The following is a 15,756-nucleotide window of genomic DNA, read 5'->3' as shown; positions in this document are numbered from 1 at the left end:
GGGCGGGGCCTCCTCGCGCGAGGTGCGGCGGGAGTTGCGGTCACAGGCGCTTGACCCCCTTGATGCGTCCGGCCCGGGCGACCCGGGACTTCATGGCTCTGGCCCGCAGGCCGCGCTGGCGGCCGATGGCGAGGCCCTTGGCGCCGCCGGAGGTGAGCCAGCCGGCGGCGACGTCGCCCCCGGCGCCGCCGGAGGCGTCGGCGACCGGGTCGTGCTCGCCGCGCCGGGCCAGCGCCATGATCCACGGCACCGTGAACGGCGCGAGGAGCAGGTCGTACAGGGAGGCGGTGAAGAGGAGCCCGCCGAGGCCGACGTCGCGGGCGGCGGTGTCACCGACGAGGGCGCCGACGCCCGCGTAGAGCAGGGTGGAGCTGATGGCGGCGCCGACCACGACGACCAGCGGGCCGGTGGCGGAGCGGAGCTTGCCGCCCTCGGGCTTGGCGAGTCCGGCGAGGTAGCCCATGACGCAGAGGACCAGGGCGTAGCGGCCCACCGCGTGGTCGGCCGGCGGTGCGAGGTCGGCGAGGAGTCCGGCGCCGAAGCCCACCAGGCTGCCGCCGGTGGGCCCGTAGACCATGGCCAGGGCGAGGACGGTGAGCAGCAGCAGGTCGGGGACGGCGCCGGGCAGCTGGAGCCGGGCGAGGATGCTGACCTGGACGACGAGGGCGACGACGATCAGCGAGGCGGAGAGCAGAATCCGGTTGAGGCGCATGGCAGCAGCTCTACTCCTGGTCGGTTCCGGGCTCGGGCTGCCCCGCCACGGGGGCGCCGGCCTCTTCGGCGTCGCCCTCGGGATTCTCGCCGGGCGGAGGGGCGGTGACCGTCACGGTGGGGGTGGGGACCGGCTTCGACTTGGGCGGCAGCACGGTGTCGCGGGGGTCCTCGCGCGGGGCCTGGACGACGATGCCGACGATGTCGAGCTTGGTGAAGCCGACGTACGGCTTGAGGTGGACGGTGCGGGTCAGGTCGCCGCCGAGGGGGTCGACGCGGACCACCTCGCCGATGGGGACGCCGGGCACGAAGGGCCGGTCGGCGTGGGAGCCGAAGGTGACCATGCGGTCGCCCTTCTTCACCTTGGACTTGCCGTTGAGCAGCTGCACGGCGAGCGGGCGGTCGCCCTGGCCGGTGGCGAAGCCGAGTTCGTCGGAGCCCTCCATGCGGGTGCCGACGGTGAAGTCGGGGTCGCTGGCGAGGAGGACGGTGGCGGTGTGCGGGCCGACGGTGGTGATGCGGCCGACGAGGCCGTCGCCGTTGATGACGGTCATGTCGCGGGCGACGCCGTCCTTGCTGCCCGCGTCGATGGTGATGGTCCAGGAGAAGCCCTGGGCGGGGCCGATGGCGACGACCTCGGCGCCGCGGATGCCGTACTGTCCGGCGCCGGCCTTCTTCAGCATGGCGTCGAGCTGGCGGACGCGGCTCTGGTTGCGCGCGTCACTTCCCAGGCGCGTCTTGAGTGCGGCGTTCTCGCGCTCCAGGGCGGCGATGCGGTCGTGGCGGCTGCCGGAGTCGCGGACGGCTCCGACGGCGTTGCCGATCGGGTCGACCGCGCCGGCGACGCCGCTCTCCACCGGTCCGAGGACGGTGGCCGCGGCCTTGCGGGCGCCGTCGATCGGCGAGTCCTCGCCGCCGCGGATGTCCACCGTGATCAGTGCGAACGCGATGACGATCAGCAGCACCAGGAGCAGCCGGCTCTCTCGTGTGTCCCTCACGTGCGGCGGCCGTGCCTTCCTCGTCGGAATGGGTTCTGGCTTCGGGTCGTGCAAGGGGGCGGCGGGCCGGGCCCGGGGAGATGACCGGTGCCGGGGGCCGGGTCACCGGGCGGGCCGCGTGGGCCCGCCCGGGAGGATTCAGCGGCGCGGGGAGGCGTCCAGGACCTGCTGGAGGGCCTCGAACTCCTCGACGCACTTGCCGGAGCCGAGCGCGACGGAGTCGAGCGGGTCCTCGGCGATGTGGATCGGCATGCCCGTCTCGCGGCGGAGCCGCTCGTCCAGGCCGCGGAGCAGGGCGCCGCCGCCGGTGAGGACGATGCCGCGGTCCATGACGTCGCCGGAGAGCTCGGGCGGGCACTTGTCGAGGGTGGTCTTGACCGCGTCGACGATGGCGTTGACCGGCTCCTCGATCGCCTTGCGGACCTCGGCGGCCGAGATCACGACGGTCTTGGGAAGCCCGCTGACCAGGTCGCGGCCGCGGATCTCGGTGTGCTCGTCGGTGTCCAGGTCGTAGGCGGAGCCGATGGTGAGCTTGATCTGCTCCGCGGTCCGCTCGCCGAGGAGGAGGCTGTACTCCTTCTTGACGTGCTGGATGATCGCGTTGTCCAGCTCGTCGCCGGCCACCCGGATGGACTGGGCGGTGACGATGCCGCCGAGCGAGATGACGGCGACCTCGGTGGTGCCGCCGCCGATGTCCACGACCATGTTGCCGGTGGCCTCGTGGACGGGCAGGCCCGAGCCGATGGCGGCGGCCATGGGCTCCTCGATGATGTGCACCTGGCGGGCGCCGGCCTGCGTGGACGCCTCGATGACGGCGCGGCGTTCGACCCCGGTGATACCGGAGGGGACGCAGACGACGACCCGGGGGCGGGCGAGGTAGCGCCGCTTGTGGATCTTGAGGATGAAGTAGCGGAGCATCCGCTCGGTGATCTCGAAGTCGGCGATGACGCCGTCCTTCAGTGGCCGCACGGCGACGATGTTGCCGGGTGTGCGGCCGATCATCTTCTTGGCTTCGGCACCTACCGCGAGGATGCCGCCGGTGTTGGTGTTGATGGCGACGACGGACGGTTCGTTGAGAACGATCCCTCGGCCCCTGACGTACACCAGCGTGTTGGCGGTCCCGAGGTCGACAGCCATGTCACGGCCGATGAACGACATTGTGTTCCCCATCAGGATTCGTCTGGCCTTCCCAAAGTGGAGCGTTGACGGCTTTTCAGGATGGCGAGGGTGGGTGCTGTGGCGTGGAGGCTTCCATCGTAGTCTCGCCCGCACGGGCACGGCGCAAGGGTCTTCGCCATTGTCAGCAGATGACGGGCCGCCTCGCCCTGGGAGACGTGCCATCCGGGCCATGGGTTCCCCCGAACAGCCCGCATATGCGAAAGGCGGCCGACTCCCGCCGGCCGCCGCGCGTCGGCACGTCGTCGTGCTGACCCGACGTCACCGGCCGGGGCGGACCCCGGCGCGCCGCGCGGCCGTCCGCACAGTCTGGTGCGGACGGGCCCGCTGCGCAATCCACGAAACGGAATGTCTAACTCCCCGGTCGCTCGGGGACGGGGCTCAGGCGCGGCCCGGGAAGAAAAGCTTGACCTCGCGCTCGGCCGACTCGGGCGAGTCGGAGGCGTGGATGAGGTTCTCACGGACGATGGTGCCGAAGTCGCCGCGGATGGAGCCGGGGGCGGCGGCGATCGGGTCGGTCGGGCCGGCCAGCTGGCGGACACCCTCGACGACACGCTCACCCTCGACGATCAGGGCGACGACCGGGCCGGACTGCATGAAGCCCATCAGCGGCTCGTAGAAGGGCTTGCCCTGGTGCTCGCCGTAGTGCTGCTCCAGCGTCCCGGCGTCCAGCGTGCGCAGCTCCAGCGCGGTGATCTCCCAGTTCGCCTTGCGCTCGATGCGGCCGATGATCTCGCCGATCAGGCCACGGCGGTGGGCATCGGGCTTGAGCAGGACGAGGGTGCGCTCGGTCATGTACGGCTCCTTGGGCGGCCGGGGGTGTGCGGTTGGGCCGAGATTACCGGGTGTGACCGGCGAGGCCACAGCCGGACCCCCACCGGTGCGCTCCCCCGCCCGGCCCGTCCCCTTTTAGGCCGCCTCGGGCTCGGCGGCCGCCTGCTCTGCCCACCGCGCCTTGGCCTCGTCGATCTTCCGGCCGAAGTGGATCGAGGCCCACCACAACCCGGCGAAGCAGGCCCCCAGCACGAACATGACCGGCACGAAGAAGCCACTGAGGACCAGCGCGCCCTGGAGCGCCCAGCCCAGCCAGACACCGGCCTGCCGGGAGAGCAGCCCGCAGAGCAGGACACTGACGGCCATCAGGATGCCGCAGACCGTCCAGACGGTGCCCATGGCCAGGTCGGGGTCCTTCATCGCGACCAGGCCGGCGAAGCCGATGACGAAGAACTCACCGATGAGCGTCGAAGCGCAGAGCATCCGCATGGCGTCGCTCAGCCCCTTCCCAGAAGCAGCCGGGCCTCGCCGACCGTGATGACGGAGCCGGTGACGAGGACGCCACCGCCGGAGTACTCGCCCTCTTCCTCGGCGAGGGTGACCGCCGCCTCCAGGGCGTCGTCGAGCCGCGGCTCGACCTGGACGCGGTCCTCGCCGAAGACCTCGACGGCGAGCGCCGCCAGCGCGTCGGCGTCCATCGCCCGCTCGCTGGAGTTGCGGGTGACGACGACCTCGGCGAGGAGCGGCTCGAAGGCTTCGAGGAGCCCCTTGGCGTCCTTGCCGTCGCTCACCCCGACCACGCCGATCAGGCGGCTGAAGTCGAACGCCTCGGTGACGGCGGTCGCGGTGGCGCGGGCGCCCGAGGGGTTGTGGGCGGCGTCCAGGACGACCGTCGGCGACTTGCGGACGATCTCCAGGCGGCCCGGCGAGGTCACCGAGGCGAACCCCTTGCGCAGGGTGTCGATGTCCAGCTCGCGGGCGTGCTCGGAGCCGATGCCGAAGAACGCCTCGACGGCGGCGAGCGCGACCGCCGCGTTGTGCGCCTGGTAGGGCCCGTGCAGCGGCAGGTAGATGTCCTCGTACTCGCCGCCGAGCCCGCGCAGGGTGACCAGCTGGCCGTCGACGGCGATCTGCCGGGAGACCACGCCGAACTCCATGCCCTCGCGGGCCACCGTCGCGTCGGCCTCCACGGCCTTCTTGAGGATGACCTGGGCGGCGTCGACGGGCTGCTGCGCCATGATCACGGTGGCGTCGGGCTTGATGATCCCGGCCTTCTCACCGGCGATCTCGCCGGGCGTGTTGCCGAGCCGGTCGGTGTGGTCCAGGTCGATCGGGGTGATGACCGCGACCTGGCCGTCGATGACGTTGGTCGCGTCCCAGCTGCCGCCCATGCCGACCTCGACCACGGCGACGTCCACCGGCGCGTCCGCGAAGGCCGCGTAGGCCATCCCGGTGAGCACCTCGAAGAAGGAGAGCCGGTACTCGCCCTGGTTGTCGATCATCTCGACGTAGGGCTTGAGGTCCTGGTAGGTCTCGACGAACCGGTCGGGGGCGATCGGCGCGCCGTCCAGGCTGATCCGCTCGGTGATCGACTGGACGTGCGGCGAGGTGTACCGCCCGGTGCGCAGCTCGAAGGCGCCGAGCAGCGCCTCGATCATGCGGGCCGTGGAGGTCTTGCCGTTGGTCCCGGTGATGTGGATCGAGGGGTACGCGCGCTGCGGGTCGCCCAGCACGTCCATCAGCCCCTGGATACGGGTGACGGAGGGCTCCAGCTTGGTCTCGCCCCAGCGGCCGGCCAGTTCCGTCTCGACCTCGCGCAGCGCGGCGGCGGTCTCGGGGTCGGCGGGGCGGACCGGCTCGTCCTGCGGCGGAGCGGTGTGGGTGCGCAGGGTGCGGCTGCCCGCCTCGATCACGGCGAGGTCGGGGTCGCGGTCCTGTTCTGCGTCGACGATCTCCTGGAAGGCTTCGTCATCGGGTCCGGGCTGCTCGGGCTCGCCGCTGTCGTGCGGGGGGTGGTCGCTCACGCGCCCCAGTCTACGGAGAGCGTGCGGAAGCTCCCGCAGGGCCCGGGTATGTCGCGAGGAGGCCGCCACCGGGGTTCCGGTGGCGGCCTCCTCGCTCCTGCGCGGTGCCGGGGGTCAGCCGGTGGGCAGTCCGGCGAGCTGCGCGGTGATGCGCTCGATGTCGGCCTCGGCCTTGGTGAGCCGGCCGCGGATCTTGTCCACGACCTTGTCGGGGGCCTTGGCGAGGAACGCCTCGTTGCCCAGCTTGGCCTCGGCGGCGGCCTTCTCCTTCTCGGCGTTCTGGAGGTCCTTGGTCAGGCGCTTGCGCTCGGCCTCGACGTCGATGGTGCCGGAGAGGTCGAGGGCCACGGTGGCGCCGGAGACCGGGAGGCTCGCGGTGGCCTGGAAGGCGTCGCCCTCCGGGGTCAGCCGGAGCAGCTGGCGGATGGCCGCCTCGTGCGGGGCGAAGGCGGTGCCCTCCAGGGTGAGGCGGGCCGGGACCTTCTGGCCGGGCTGGAGGCCCTGGTCGGAGCGGAACCGGCGGACCTCGGTGATGACCTGCTGGACCTGCTCGATCTCGGCCTCGGCGGCCTTGTCGCGGAAGCCGCTGTCCGCCGGCCAGTCGGCGATGACCAGCGACTCCTGGCCGGTGAGGGTGGTCCAGAGGGTCTCGGTGACGAACGGCATGACCGGGTGGAGCAGCCGCAGCGTCGTGTCGAGGACCTCGCCGAGGACACGCGCGGAGACCTCGGCGGGGCGCCCGCCGCCCATGAAGGTGGTCTTGGACAGCTCGACGTACCAGTCGAAGACCTCGTCCCACGCGAAGTGGAAGAGGGCGTCGGAGACCTTCGCGAACTGGTAGTCCTCGTAGTACGCGTCGACCTCGGCGACCACCGTGTTGAGGCGGGAGAGGATCCACCGGTCGGTGGCGGACAGCTCCTCGGCGGCGGGCAGTTCGCCCTCGACCGTGGCGCCGTTCATCAGGGCGAAGCGGGTGGCGTTCCAGATCTTGTTGGCGAAGTTGCGCGAACCCTGGACCCAGTCCTCGCCGATCGGGACGTCGACGCCCGGGTTGGCGCCGCGCGCCAGGGTGAAGCGCAGGGCGTCGGAGCCGTAGGCGTCCATCCAGTCGAGCGGGTTGACCGCGTTGCCGAAGGACTTCGACATCTTCTTGCCGAACTGGTCGCGGACCATGCCGTGCAGGGCGATGGTGTGGAACGGCGGGGTGCCGTCCATCGCGTAGAGGCCGAACATCATCATCCGGGCGACCCAGAAGAAGAGGATGTCGTAGCCGGTGACCAGGACGGAGTTCGGGTAGAACTTCGCGAGGCTGTCGGTCTGCTCGGGCCAGCCGAGGGTGGAGAAGGGCCACAGGCCCGACGAGAACCAGGTGTCGAGGACGTCGGTCTCCTGGTGCCAGCCCTCGCCGCCCGGCGGCTCCTCGTCGGGGCCGACGCAGACGATCTCCCCGTCGGGGCCGTACCAGATCGGGATGCGGTGGCCCCACCACAGCTGCCGGGAGATGCACCAGTCGCGCAGGTCGTCGACCCAGTCGAAGTAGCGCTTCTCCATCTCCTGCGGGTGGATCTTGACCTGGCCGTCGCGGACAGCGTCACCGGCGGCCTGGGCGAGCGGGCCGACCTTGACCCACCACTGCATGGACAGGCGCGGCTCGACGGTGGTCTTGCACCGCGAGCAGTGGCCGACGGAGTGGACGTACGGGCGCTTCTCCGCGACGATCCGGCCCTCGGCGCGCAGCGCGGCGACGATCGCCGAGCGGGCCTCCAGCCGGTCCAGGCCCTCGAAGGGGCCGGGGACGGTGATGACCGCGCGCTCGTCCATGACGGTGAGCGAGGGCAGGTCGTGGCGGCGGCCGATCTCGAAGTCGTTCGGGTCGTGGGCCGGGGTGACCTTGACCGCGCCGGTGCCGAACTCCGGGTCGACGTGGGTGTCGGCGACGACCGGGATGGTCCGGTCGGTCAGCGGCAGCTTGATCCGCTTGCCGACGAGGTGCCGGTACCGCTCGTCGTCCGGGTGGACGGCGACCGCGGTGTCCCCGAGCATCGTCTCGGCGCGGGTGGTGGCGACGACGAGGCTCTCCTCGCCCTCGCCGTACGTCATCGAGACCAGCTCGCCGTCGTCGTCGCTGTACTCGACCTCGATGTCGGAGATGGCCGTCAGACAGCGCGGGCACCAGTTGATGATGCGCTCGGCGCGGTAGATCAGCTCGTCCTCGTACATCTTCTTGAAGACGGTCTGGACGGCGCGGGAGAGCCCCTCGTCCATGGTGAACCGCTCGCGGGACCAGGCGACGCCGTCGCCGAGGCGGCGCATCTGGCCGGAGATCTGGCCGCCCGACTCGTTCTTCCACTTCCAGACGCGCTCGATGAACGCCTCACGGCCGAGGTCGTGGCGGGACTTGCCCTCCTTGGCCAGCTCGCGCTCGACGACGTTCTGCGTGGCGATGCCGGCGTGGTCCATGCCGGGCTGCCACAGCGTCTCGTACCCCTGCATCCGCTTGCGGCGGGTGAGGGCGTCGATCAGCGTGTGCTCGAAGGCGTGGCCCAGGTGGAGCGAGCCGGTGACGTTCGGCGGCGGGATGACGATGGTGTACGGCGGCTTCTCGCTGTGCTCGTCGGCCTCGAAATAGCCCCGTTCTACCCAGCGCTCATACAGCTTCCCCTCTACGTCGGCCGGCACGTACTGGGTCGGCAGTTCGGGGGTGGCTGCTTGCTGATGCTGAGTGTTGTCGGTCACGAGGCACAGTTTACGGGCGTCACCACCTGGTCCCGAAACCGGATTCTTCGGTAACGGAGCCGCCCCGGTTTCCCCATGACGCGGTCATGTCCGTCAGGATGAGCGCAACGCATGTACGACGGAGGGGAACCACGCCCATGAGCTACAACCAGCCCGGCCCGTACGGAGGCCAGCCCCAGCAGCCCGGCCCCTACGGCCAGCAGCCGCCCCAGGGCCCGCCCCCCGGCGGCCAGCCCGGTTACGGCTACCCCCAGCAGGGCGGGGCGCCCCAGCAGCAGCCCGGGTACGGGTACCCGCAGCAGGGCCAGCAGCCCGGCCCCTACGGCCAGGTCCCGCCGCAGCAGCCCGGCCAGCCCGGCGGCCCCTACGGCCAGGTCCCCCCGCCGCCCTCGGGGGGCGGCGGGAAGAAGACCGGGCTGATCGTGGCGGCGAGCGTGGTCGCGGTGGCCGTCCTGGCGGGCGGCGCCTGGCTGCTGACCTCGGGCGGCGACGACGACAAGCCCGGTGGCGGCGGCGGTGGGGACAGCGTCGCCTCCGGCGGCCTGAAGGACGACGGCCCGCACAAGCTGACCACCCCGGACAAGGTCCTCGGCGGCCAGTACACCCGTGGTACGCCCGACACCCCGGCCAAGGACGCCTCGTCCTCGGACGCCAAGTCGCTGGCCACCGCGGGCATCACCAACGCCAAGGGCCTCGGCACGATCTACTCGACGATCGACCTGACCACGCTCGACCCGAACGACGCCCAGACCGCGGAGAAGGTCGCGGCCGCCAAGAACGTCACGTTCTTCGGCGTCTTCGGCAAGGTGGCGGATCCGCAGGCGACGCTCGACAAGACCTTCGCGGAGTTCACCAAGAGCGCCGAGCAGAACGGCACGACGCTCTCCGGCGAGGCCGAGGCGGTCACCCCGGACGGGCTCGACGGGGCGGTCATGAAGTGCCAGGGCGCCGAGACCAAGAACCCGACCACCGGTCTCCAGCAGAAGACCAACATGTGCATGTGGGCGGATTACAGCACTATCGGCCTGGTCGAGCCGGTGCAGGGCGCCACCGGCACCACCATGGACGAGGCCGCGGAGATCGCCGCCAAGCTCCGCTCCGAGGTGCGGGTGCCGCAGTAGGACCGGGCGGGGTACGGCAGTCCCCGCGCGTACACGACGGAAGGGCCCCACCGCGCCGGTGGGGCCCTTCCGCGTGCGTCTGCCGGGTGCCGGCCCTCAGGCCGACTTCTGCTCGCCGTTCCCCCGGCCCCGGGCGTCCCGGGGGATCAGGGTCGGGTTGACGTTGGACTGGACGACCTCGGCGGTGATGACGACGCGGGCGACGTCCTTGCGGGACGGCACCTCGTACATCACCGACATGAGGACCTCCTCCATGATGGCGCGCAGGCCGCGGGCGCCGGTCTGGCGCAGGATCGCCTGGTCGGCGATGGCCTCCAGCGCCTCACGCTCGAAGTCCAGCTCCACACCGTCGAGTTCGAAGAGGCGCTGGTACTGCTTGACCAGCGCGTTGCGCGGCTCGATGAGGATCTGGAGGAGCGCCTCGCGGTCGAGGTTGTGGACCGAGGTGATGACCGGCAGACGGCCGATGAACTCGGGGATCATCCCGAACTTCACCAGGTCCTCCGGCATGACCTCCTGGAACTGGTCCTTCTCCTCGATCTCCCGCTTGGAGCGGATCGTGGCGCCGAACCCGATGCCCTTGGCACCGGCCCGCGACTCGATGATCTTCTCCAGGCCCGAGAAGGCGCCGCCCACGATGAACAGCACGTTCGTCGTGTCGATCTGGATGAACTCCTGGTGGGGGTGTTTCCGCCCGCCCTGCGGCGGCACCGAGGCGGTGGTGCCCTCCAGGATCTTCAGCAGCGCCTGCTGCACGCCCTCGCCGGAGACGTCACGGGTGATCGACGGGTTCTCGCTCTTGCGGGCGACCTTGTCGATCTCATCGATGTAGATGATCCCGGTCTCGGCCTTCTTGACGTCGTAGTCGGCGGCCTGGATGAGCTTGAGGAGGATGTTCTCGACATCCTCGCCGACGTAGCCGGCCTCGGTCAGCGCCGTGGCGTCCGCGATGGCGAACGGCACGTTGAGCATCCGGGCCAGCGTCTGCGCGAGCAGGGTCTTGCCGGAGCCGGTCGGGCCCAGCAGCAGGATGTTGGACTTGCCCAGCTCGATGGCGTCCTCACGCCCGCCGGGTGCGCCGTTCTGCCCCGCCTGCACGCGCTTGTAGTGGTTGTACACCGCGACGGAGAGCGCCTTCTTCGCGGGCTCCTGGCCCACGACGTAGCTCTCCAGGAACTCGTAGATCTCGCGCGGCTTGGGCAGTTCGTCCCAGCGCACTTCCGAGGTCTCGGCGAGCTCCTCCTCGATGATCTCGTTGCAGAGGTCGATGCACTCGTCGCAGATGTACACACCGGGGCCTGCGATGAGCTTCTTGACCTGCTTCTGACTCTTGCCGCAGAACGAGCACTTGAGCAGATCGCCGCCGTCACCGATGCGTGCCACGAGGTACTTCCCCTTCGCCTGGGAGGCGCTCGTGCGAGCCCCTCCTGGTGCCTCATATTCGACGGTACCTTGCCGGGGCCCTCGTCCGGGCCCCCCTTGGCAGGGTCCGCTGTGGGGCGAAACCCGCCAAGGGGAGACAAAGCCGCTGCCTGGTCGGGTCAGACTCCGGCGTTGAGCTTCCGGGTCGACACGATCTGGTCGATCAGACCGTAGGCGAGGGCGTCCTCGGCCGTGAGGATCTTGTCGCGCTCGATGTCGTCGCGGATCTTGTCCAGCGGCGTCGTCGAGTGCTTGGCCAGCATCTCCTCCAACTGCGAACGCATGCGGAGGATTTCGTTGGCCGCGATCTCCAGGTCGGAGACCTGACCGCGCCCCGTCTCACTGTACGGCTGGTGGATCAGGACGCGGGCGTTGGGCAGCGCCATGCGCTTGCCGGGCGAGCCGGCGGCCAGCAGCACGGCGGCGGCGGAGGCCGCCTGGCCCATGCAGACCGTCTGGATGTCGGGCTTCACGAACTGCATCGTGTCGTAGATCGCGGTCAGCGCCGTGAAGGAGCCGCCCGGGCTGTTGATGTAGATCGAGATGTCCCGGTCGGGGTCGATCGACTCCAGGCACAGCAGCTGCGCCATCACGTCGTTGGCCGACGCGTCGTCGATCTGCACGCCGAGGAAGATCACGCGCTCCTCGAAGAGCTTCGCGTACGGGTCGTACTCCCGCACGCCCTGCGAGGTGCGCTCGACGAACCGCGGAACGATGTAACGGGATTCGGCACGCGGGCCCGCGTATTCGCCGTCGGCGCCGAGTGCGCCGCTGCCGGGGAAGTTGTTCATCTGGGTGTTCACCGTCCTGGTGATGAGCAGTGGTCTGGAATCGGCCTGGGTACCGGTAAAGGTCTGGTCAGGCGCCGGTGCCGCCGCCGCCGGGCACGTTGGCCGCGGAGGCGATGACCTCGTCGATCAGGCCGTACTCCTTGGCCTCGTCGGCGGAGAACCAGCGGTCGCGGTCCGAGTCCCGGGTGATCTGCTCGACGCTCTGACCGGTGTGGAACGCGGTCAGCTCGGCCATCCGCTTCTTGGTGTGCAGCAGCCGCTCCGCGTGGATCTTGATGTCCGAGGCGGAACCGGCCAGACCGGCGGACGGCTGGTGGATCAGGATTTCGGCGTTCGGCAGGGCGAAGCGCTTGCCGGGGGTGCCGGCGCTCAGCAGGAACTGGCCCATCGAGGCGGCCAGCCCCATGGCGATGGTGACCACGTCGTTCTTGATGAACTGCATGGTGTCGTAGATCGCCATGCCGGCGCTGATCGAACCGCCGGGGCTGTTGATGTAGAGGTTGATGTCCTTGTCAGGGTCGCTGGCAAGGAGCAGCAGCTGCGCGGTGATCTTGTTGGCGATGTCGTCGTCCACGGGCTGGCCGAGGAAGATGATCCGCTCACCGAGCAGCCGGTTGTAGACCTGGTCGCCGAGGCCACCACCGATGGAGGGGTCGCCGGCGGCGGAGGGCATCAGATTCGTCACGTATCCACCTGCTCGTCTTACGACGGCGCCGGGCCGTCTCACGTCTTCTGACGGGGCGCGGGGGTCCGCGCCCGCCGTTTGGGCGGCGATATGAGGGGACTCCCCAGCCCTCGTTATTCATGGACCCTAACGCGCGGGCCGTCGCGGGCCATCCCGCATTCGGAACTGTTCGCTGTGAGCGCAGGTCCGGTGCCCCGGGGGCCTCTTCGGGCCGGGAACACGAGCGCCGGACCGGCTGAGGGATCAGCCGGTCCGGCGCTCGGTGACGGCGGTGCGGGGCCGTCCGGCCCGAAGGTGCTTACTTGTCGCTGTCGGCCTTGGCCTCGGCGGCGTCGCCCTCGGTCTGCCCGGCGGCGGCCTCGGTGGCCTCGGCCGCCTCGTCCTCGTCGTCCGAGAGGTCGACGACCTCACCGTTGGTGTCCTTGACGGTGACGGCCTCGACGACGACGGCCAGCGCCTTGCCGCGGGCGACCTCGCCGACCAGCATCGGGACCTGGCCGCCTTCGACGACGGCCTGGGCGAACTGGTCGGGGGACATGCCGGAGGAGGCGGCGCGACGCATGAGGTGCTCGGTGAGCTCCTCCTGGTCGACGTTGAGCTTCTCCTTGTTGACCAGCTCGTCGAGGATGAACTGGGTCTTGATGCCCTTGATCGCCTGCTCGCGCGTCTCGGCGTCGAACTCCTCGGCGGTCTTGCCCTGGATCTCCAGGTACTTCGCGAGGTCGAGGCCCATCTGGCCGAGCTGGTGGTGCTCCAGGTTGTGCTTGCGGGTGTTGACCTCGTCCTCGAGCAGCTTCTCGGGGATCGGGACCTCCGCCAGCTCCAGCAGGGCGTCCAGGACGCGCTCCTGGGCCTGGGTGGCCTGGTCGTACTGCTTCATGTTCTCCAGGCGCTTGCGGCTGTCCGCGCGCACCTCCTCCAGCGTGTCGAACTCGCTGGCGAGCTGGGCGAAGTCGTCGTCCAGCTCGGGGAGTTCACGCTTGGCGACCTTGGAGACCTTGACCGTGATCTCGGCCTCCTTGCCGGCCGCCGAGCCGCCCTTCAGCTCGGAGGTGAAGGTGGCCTCGCCACCGGCCTCCAGGCCCTTCACGGCGTCGTCGATACCGTCCAGCAGCTCACCGGAGCCGATGGTGTAGGAGACGTCGGACGCGAGCCCGTCCTCCAGCACCTCTCCGTCGACCTTGGCCTCGAGGTCCAGGGTGACGACGTCGCCGTCCTCCGCCGGGCGCTCGACCGGGGCGGTGGAGGCGAAGCGCTCACGCAGCTCCTCCACGGCCTTGTCGACGTCCTCGTCGGTGACCTCGACCGGGTCCACCTCGACCTCGATGCCGGAGTAGTCCGGGATCTCGATCTCGGGGCGGATGTCGACCTCGGCGGTGAAGGCCAGCAGCTCGCCGTCCTTCAGCTCGGTGATGTCGACCTCGGGCTGGCCGAGGACGTTCAGCTCACCCTCGTTGACCGCTTCGGTGTAGAACTTCGGGAGCGCGTCGTTGACGGCCTCCTCCAGCACGGCGCCGCGGCCGAACCGCTGGTCGATGACGCGGGCCGGGATCTTGCCCTTGCGGAAGCCCTTCACCGTGACCTGCTGGTTGATCTTCTTGTACGCCGCGTCGAGGCTGTCCTTGAGCTCCTCGAAGGGCACCTCGACAGTGAGCCGAACCCGGGTCGGGTTCAGGGTCTCCACGGCGCTCTTCACGGTTCGGTCTCCTTGATGGCTGACTTCTGGGGGTTCTGCCGGACACCGCACACACAGGGGTGGCGGGGGATACCGGCGGATCGAGCCCGCCGCGGACACGCACAGAGGCACGCGGACACACGGGCTCGCACTTTGCATAGTAACCGTGTGGCGGAGGAGACCCCCAACGCGATCTTGCAGGTGGTCGGGGTGGCCGGATTCGAACCGACGACCTTCCGCTCCCAAAGCGGACGCGCTACCAAGCTGCGCCACACCCCGTCGGTGCGACACGTAGGGTACATGCCCCGTGGCCCGTCGGCGCCCGGAAATGCGGGGCGCGGGCTGCCCGGCGCCGGGGTGTGCGCGCCGGCCCGGTGACCGGCTAACATGCTCTGCGTACCCCGGTCGGTGACCGGCGGTGCGCGATGTGCGGGCGTAGCTCAATGGTAGAGCCCTAGTCTTCCAAACTAGCTACGCGGGTTCGATTCCCGTCGCCCGCTCCAGTGAGACCGAAGGGCCCGGCAGCCGAGCTGCCGGGCCCTTCGGTGTGTCCGTGCGCCGGCGCCGGGCGGGCGGTGGCGGCCGGAGGCGTTCCTGAGGCGCGGGGAGCGTGCGGGCGCGCGGCCGGTGGGCGGGGTGGCCGGACGCGCGCCGGGGCGCCCGTGGGTCAGAAGCTGATGCCGCTGACGGTCTGCGCTATCGAGTCGAGGACGCGCTGGATCGCGGGGGCCATGCCGCTGGAGGCGAGGAAGAAGCCGAACAGGATGGCCACCACGGCGGGGCCCGCCTTGAGTGAGCCGCCCCGGATGAGGACGACCATGACGATCGCCAACAGCACCACCACGGACAGTGAAATGGCCACAACTGATCACACCTTCGCGTCGGTCCGCTCTCCCGGCCCGGGTGACACACACCGCGCGCACCCCTCGCCAGGACCATCGTGCCACCAACAACCCCTCTTCATGCGGCCGGTGACGCAACGTCGGCCATGGCCTGGGCCACACCCGTGGGCCCGGAGCCGCGACCTGCGCGGAGAGTGCGCCGGTGGCGGGGCGTGACCCCACCGGACCGGCGTACCGGTCCCGGGTGCCCAGCCCATTACCCGGGCACCGAATTCGGCTTGATCGTTTCCCTGTCCCCACGCGCGCTCACGAGCCCTCCGCAAGGAATTCGAATTACGCACCCGATCGCTCACCCGGCGAACACACTCTGTGAAATAGGCGACAGATAGCGGCGGTCCGCCCGGTGAATTGCCGCATTGCGGCACCGAGTGCCACCCGGCACCCACCGGCCGGCGTCAACCTCGCGCCCCACGACGCCCGTCCACCCGTGAGCCCGCCTCCCAGACGCAGGTCAGAGCGGTGCGCGGAAGGCGCGAGCGGGACGAATCCGCCCTTTACATCTGGACACTCCGGCACCTTTCACCTTGTCCTGTGCCCCGCTGTGCGGTATCGGGACGGGGAGGCAGACTTCGCCGTATCGGGGGTACACGAGAGCCACACCACGAATGAACCACGTGGTTTTACGAACCCGTTCCGCCGACGCTAAGGGCTGTCCCGTAACTGCTGGTCACAGATGAGATGATCTTGGCGTGGCTGGTGTGATCACTGCGTCGGAGCCGTCCTGGATTGCCCCGTTCAGCG

At 70.1% G+C, this 15,756-nt stretch carries 13 protein-coding genes and 2 tRNA genes; 2 read left to right on the top strand and 13 right to left on the bottom strand.

What is annotated here, in order from left to right:
- Positions 1-40 precede the first annotated feature (40 nt).
- The 7 genes from mreD to IF45_RS0125500 form a co-directional block, all read right to left on the bottom strand.
- Positions 41-712: a rod shape-determining protein MreD gene (gene mreD / locus IF45_RS0125530; RefSeq protein ID WP_003948038.1), complete on the bottom strand. Its 672-nt coding sequence runs from the start codon at positions 710-712 to the stop codon at positions 41-43.
- Positions 713-722: 10 nt separating this feature from the next.
- Positions 723-1,709: a rod shape-determining protein MreC gene (gene mreC, locus IF45_RS0125525; protein WP_003948039.1), complete on the bottom strand. Its 987-nt coding sequence runs from the start codon at positions 1,707-1,709 to the stop codon at positions 723-725.
- 138 nt (positions 1,710-1,847) lie between these two features.
- Positions 1,848-2,867 carry a rod shape-determining protein gene (locus IF45_RS0125520; RefSeq protein WP_008411895.1) on the bottom strand — a complete coding sequence of 340 codons (1,020 nt, stop codon included), beginning with the start codon at positions 2,865-2,867 and terminating at the stop codon, positions 1,848-1,850.
- A gap of 399 nt (positions 2,868-3,266) precedes the next feature.
- A complete protein-coding gene (gene ndk / locus IF45_RS0125515) occupies positions 3,267-3,680 on the bottom strand; it encodes a nucleoside-diphosphate kinase (protein ID WP_008411894.1) in 414 nt (137 codons plus the stop codon).
- A gap of 114 nt (positions 3,681-3,794) precedes the next feature.
- Positions 3,795-4,148 (bottom strand): DUF4233 domain-containing protein, encoded by a 354-nt coding sequence (locus IF45_RS0125510; RefSeq protein ID WP_003948042.1) that lies wholly within the window; start codon positions 4,146-4,148, stop codon positions 3,795-3,797.
- Between the two features lie 8 nt (positions 4,149-4,156).
- Positions 4,157-5,683, bottom strand: coding sequence for a bifunctional tetrahydrofolate synthase/dihydrofolate synthase (gene folC / locus IF45_RS0125505; protein ID WP_008411889.1), 1,527 nt, complete (start codon positions 5,681-5,683; stop codon positions 4,157-4,159).
- A gap of 114 nt (positions 5,684-5,797) precedes the next feature.
- On the bottom strand, positions 5,798-8,419 hold the full coding sequence (locus IF45_RS0125500; protein ID WP_008411888.1) for a valine--tRNA ligase: 2,622 nt from the start codon (positions 8,417-8,419) through the stop codon (positions 5,798-5,800).
- A gap of 137 nt (positions 8,420-8,556) precedes the next feature.
- On the opposite strand from IF45_RS0125500, the gene IF45_RS0125495 reads away from it, so the two are divergent.
- Positions 8,557-9,540 (top strand): hypothetical protein, encoded by a 984-nt coding sequence (locus IF45_RS0125495; protein WP_030309801.1) that lies wholly within the window; start codon positions 8,557-8,559, stop codon positions 9,538-9,540.
- A 96-nt stretch (positions 9,541-9,636) separates the two neighbouring features.
- Here IF45_RS0125495 and clpX read toward each other — a convergent pair whose 3' ends face one another.
- From clpX to IF45_RS0125470, 5 genes are all read right to left on the bottom strand, one after another.
- Positions 9,637-10,923 (bottom strand): ATP-dependent Clp protease ATP-binding subunit ClpX, encoded by a 1,287-nt coding sequence (gene clpX / locus IF45_RS0125490; protein WP_003948046.1) that lies wholly within the window; start codon positions 10,921-10,923, stop codon positions 9,637-9,639.
- Between the two features lie 158 nt (positions 10,924-11,081).
- Positions 11,082-11,753, bottom strand: coding sequence for an ATP-dependent Clp protease proteolytic subunit (locus IF45_RS0125485; RefSeq protein WP_023419465.1), 672 nt, complete (start codon positions 11,751-11,753; stop codon positions 11,082-11,084).
- Positions 11,754-11,820: 67 nt separating this feature from the next.
- Positions 11,821-12,438, bottom strand: coding sequence for an ATP-dependent Clp protease proteolytic subunit (locus tag IF45_RS0125480; protein WP_008411883.1), 618 nt, complete (start codon positions 12,436-12,438; stop codon positions 11,821-11,823).
- Positions 12,439-12,736: 298 nt separating this feature from the next.
- Positions 12,737-14,134 carry a trigger factor gene (gene tig, locus IF45_RS0125475; protein ID WP_003948049.1) on the bottom strand — a complete coding sequence of 466 codons (1,398 nt, stop codon included), beginning with the start codon at positions 14,132-14,134 and terminating at the stop codon, positions 12,737-12,739.
- A gap of 181 nt (positions 14,135-14,315) precedes the next feature.
- Positions 14,316-14,392: transfer RNA gene (locus IF45_RS0125470), tRNA-Pro, on the bottom strand.
- 150 nt (positions 14,393-14,542) lie between these two features.
- On the opposite strand from IF45_RS0125470, the gene IF45_RS0125465 reads away from it, so the two are divergent.
- Positions 14,543-14,616 (top strand) — tRNA-Gly (locus tag IF45_RS0125465).
- Positions 14,617-14,780: 164 nt separating this feature from the next.
- On the opposite strand, the gene IF45_RS0125460 is transcribed toward IF45_RS0125465, so the two are convergent.
- Complete coding sequence (locus IF45_RS0125460; protein ID WP_003948050.1) at positions 14,781-14,975, bottom strand: hypothetical protein; 195 nt, start codon at positions 14,973-14,975, stop codon at positions 14,781-14,783.
- Positions 14,976-15,756: the final 781 nt, after the last annotated feature.

This window comes from Streptomyces albidoflavus, from assembly GCF_000719955.1.
GTDB lineage: Bacteria > Actinomycetota > Actinomycetes > Streptomycetales > Streptomycetaceae > Streptomyces > Streptomyces albidoflavus.
This window is presented reverse-complemented; position numbering and strand designations above follow the sequence as displayed.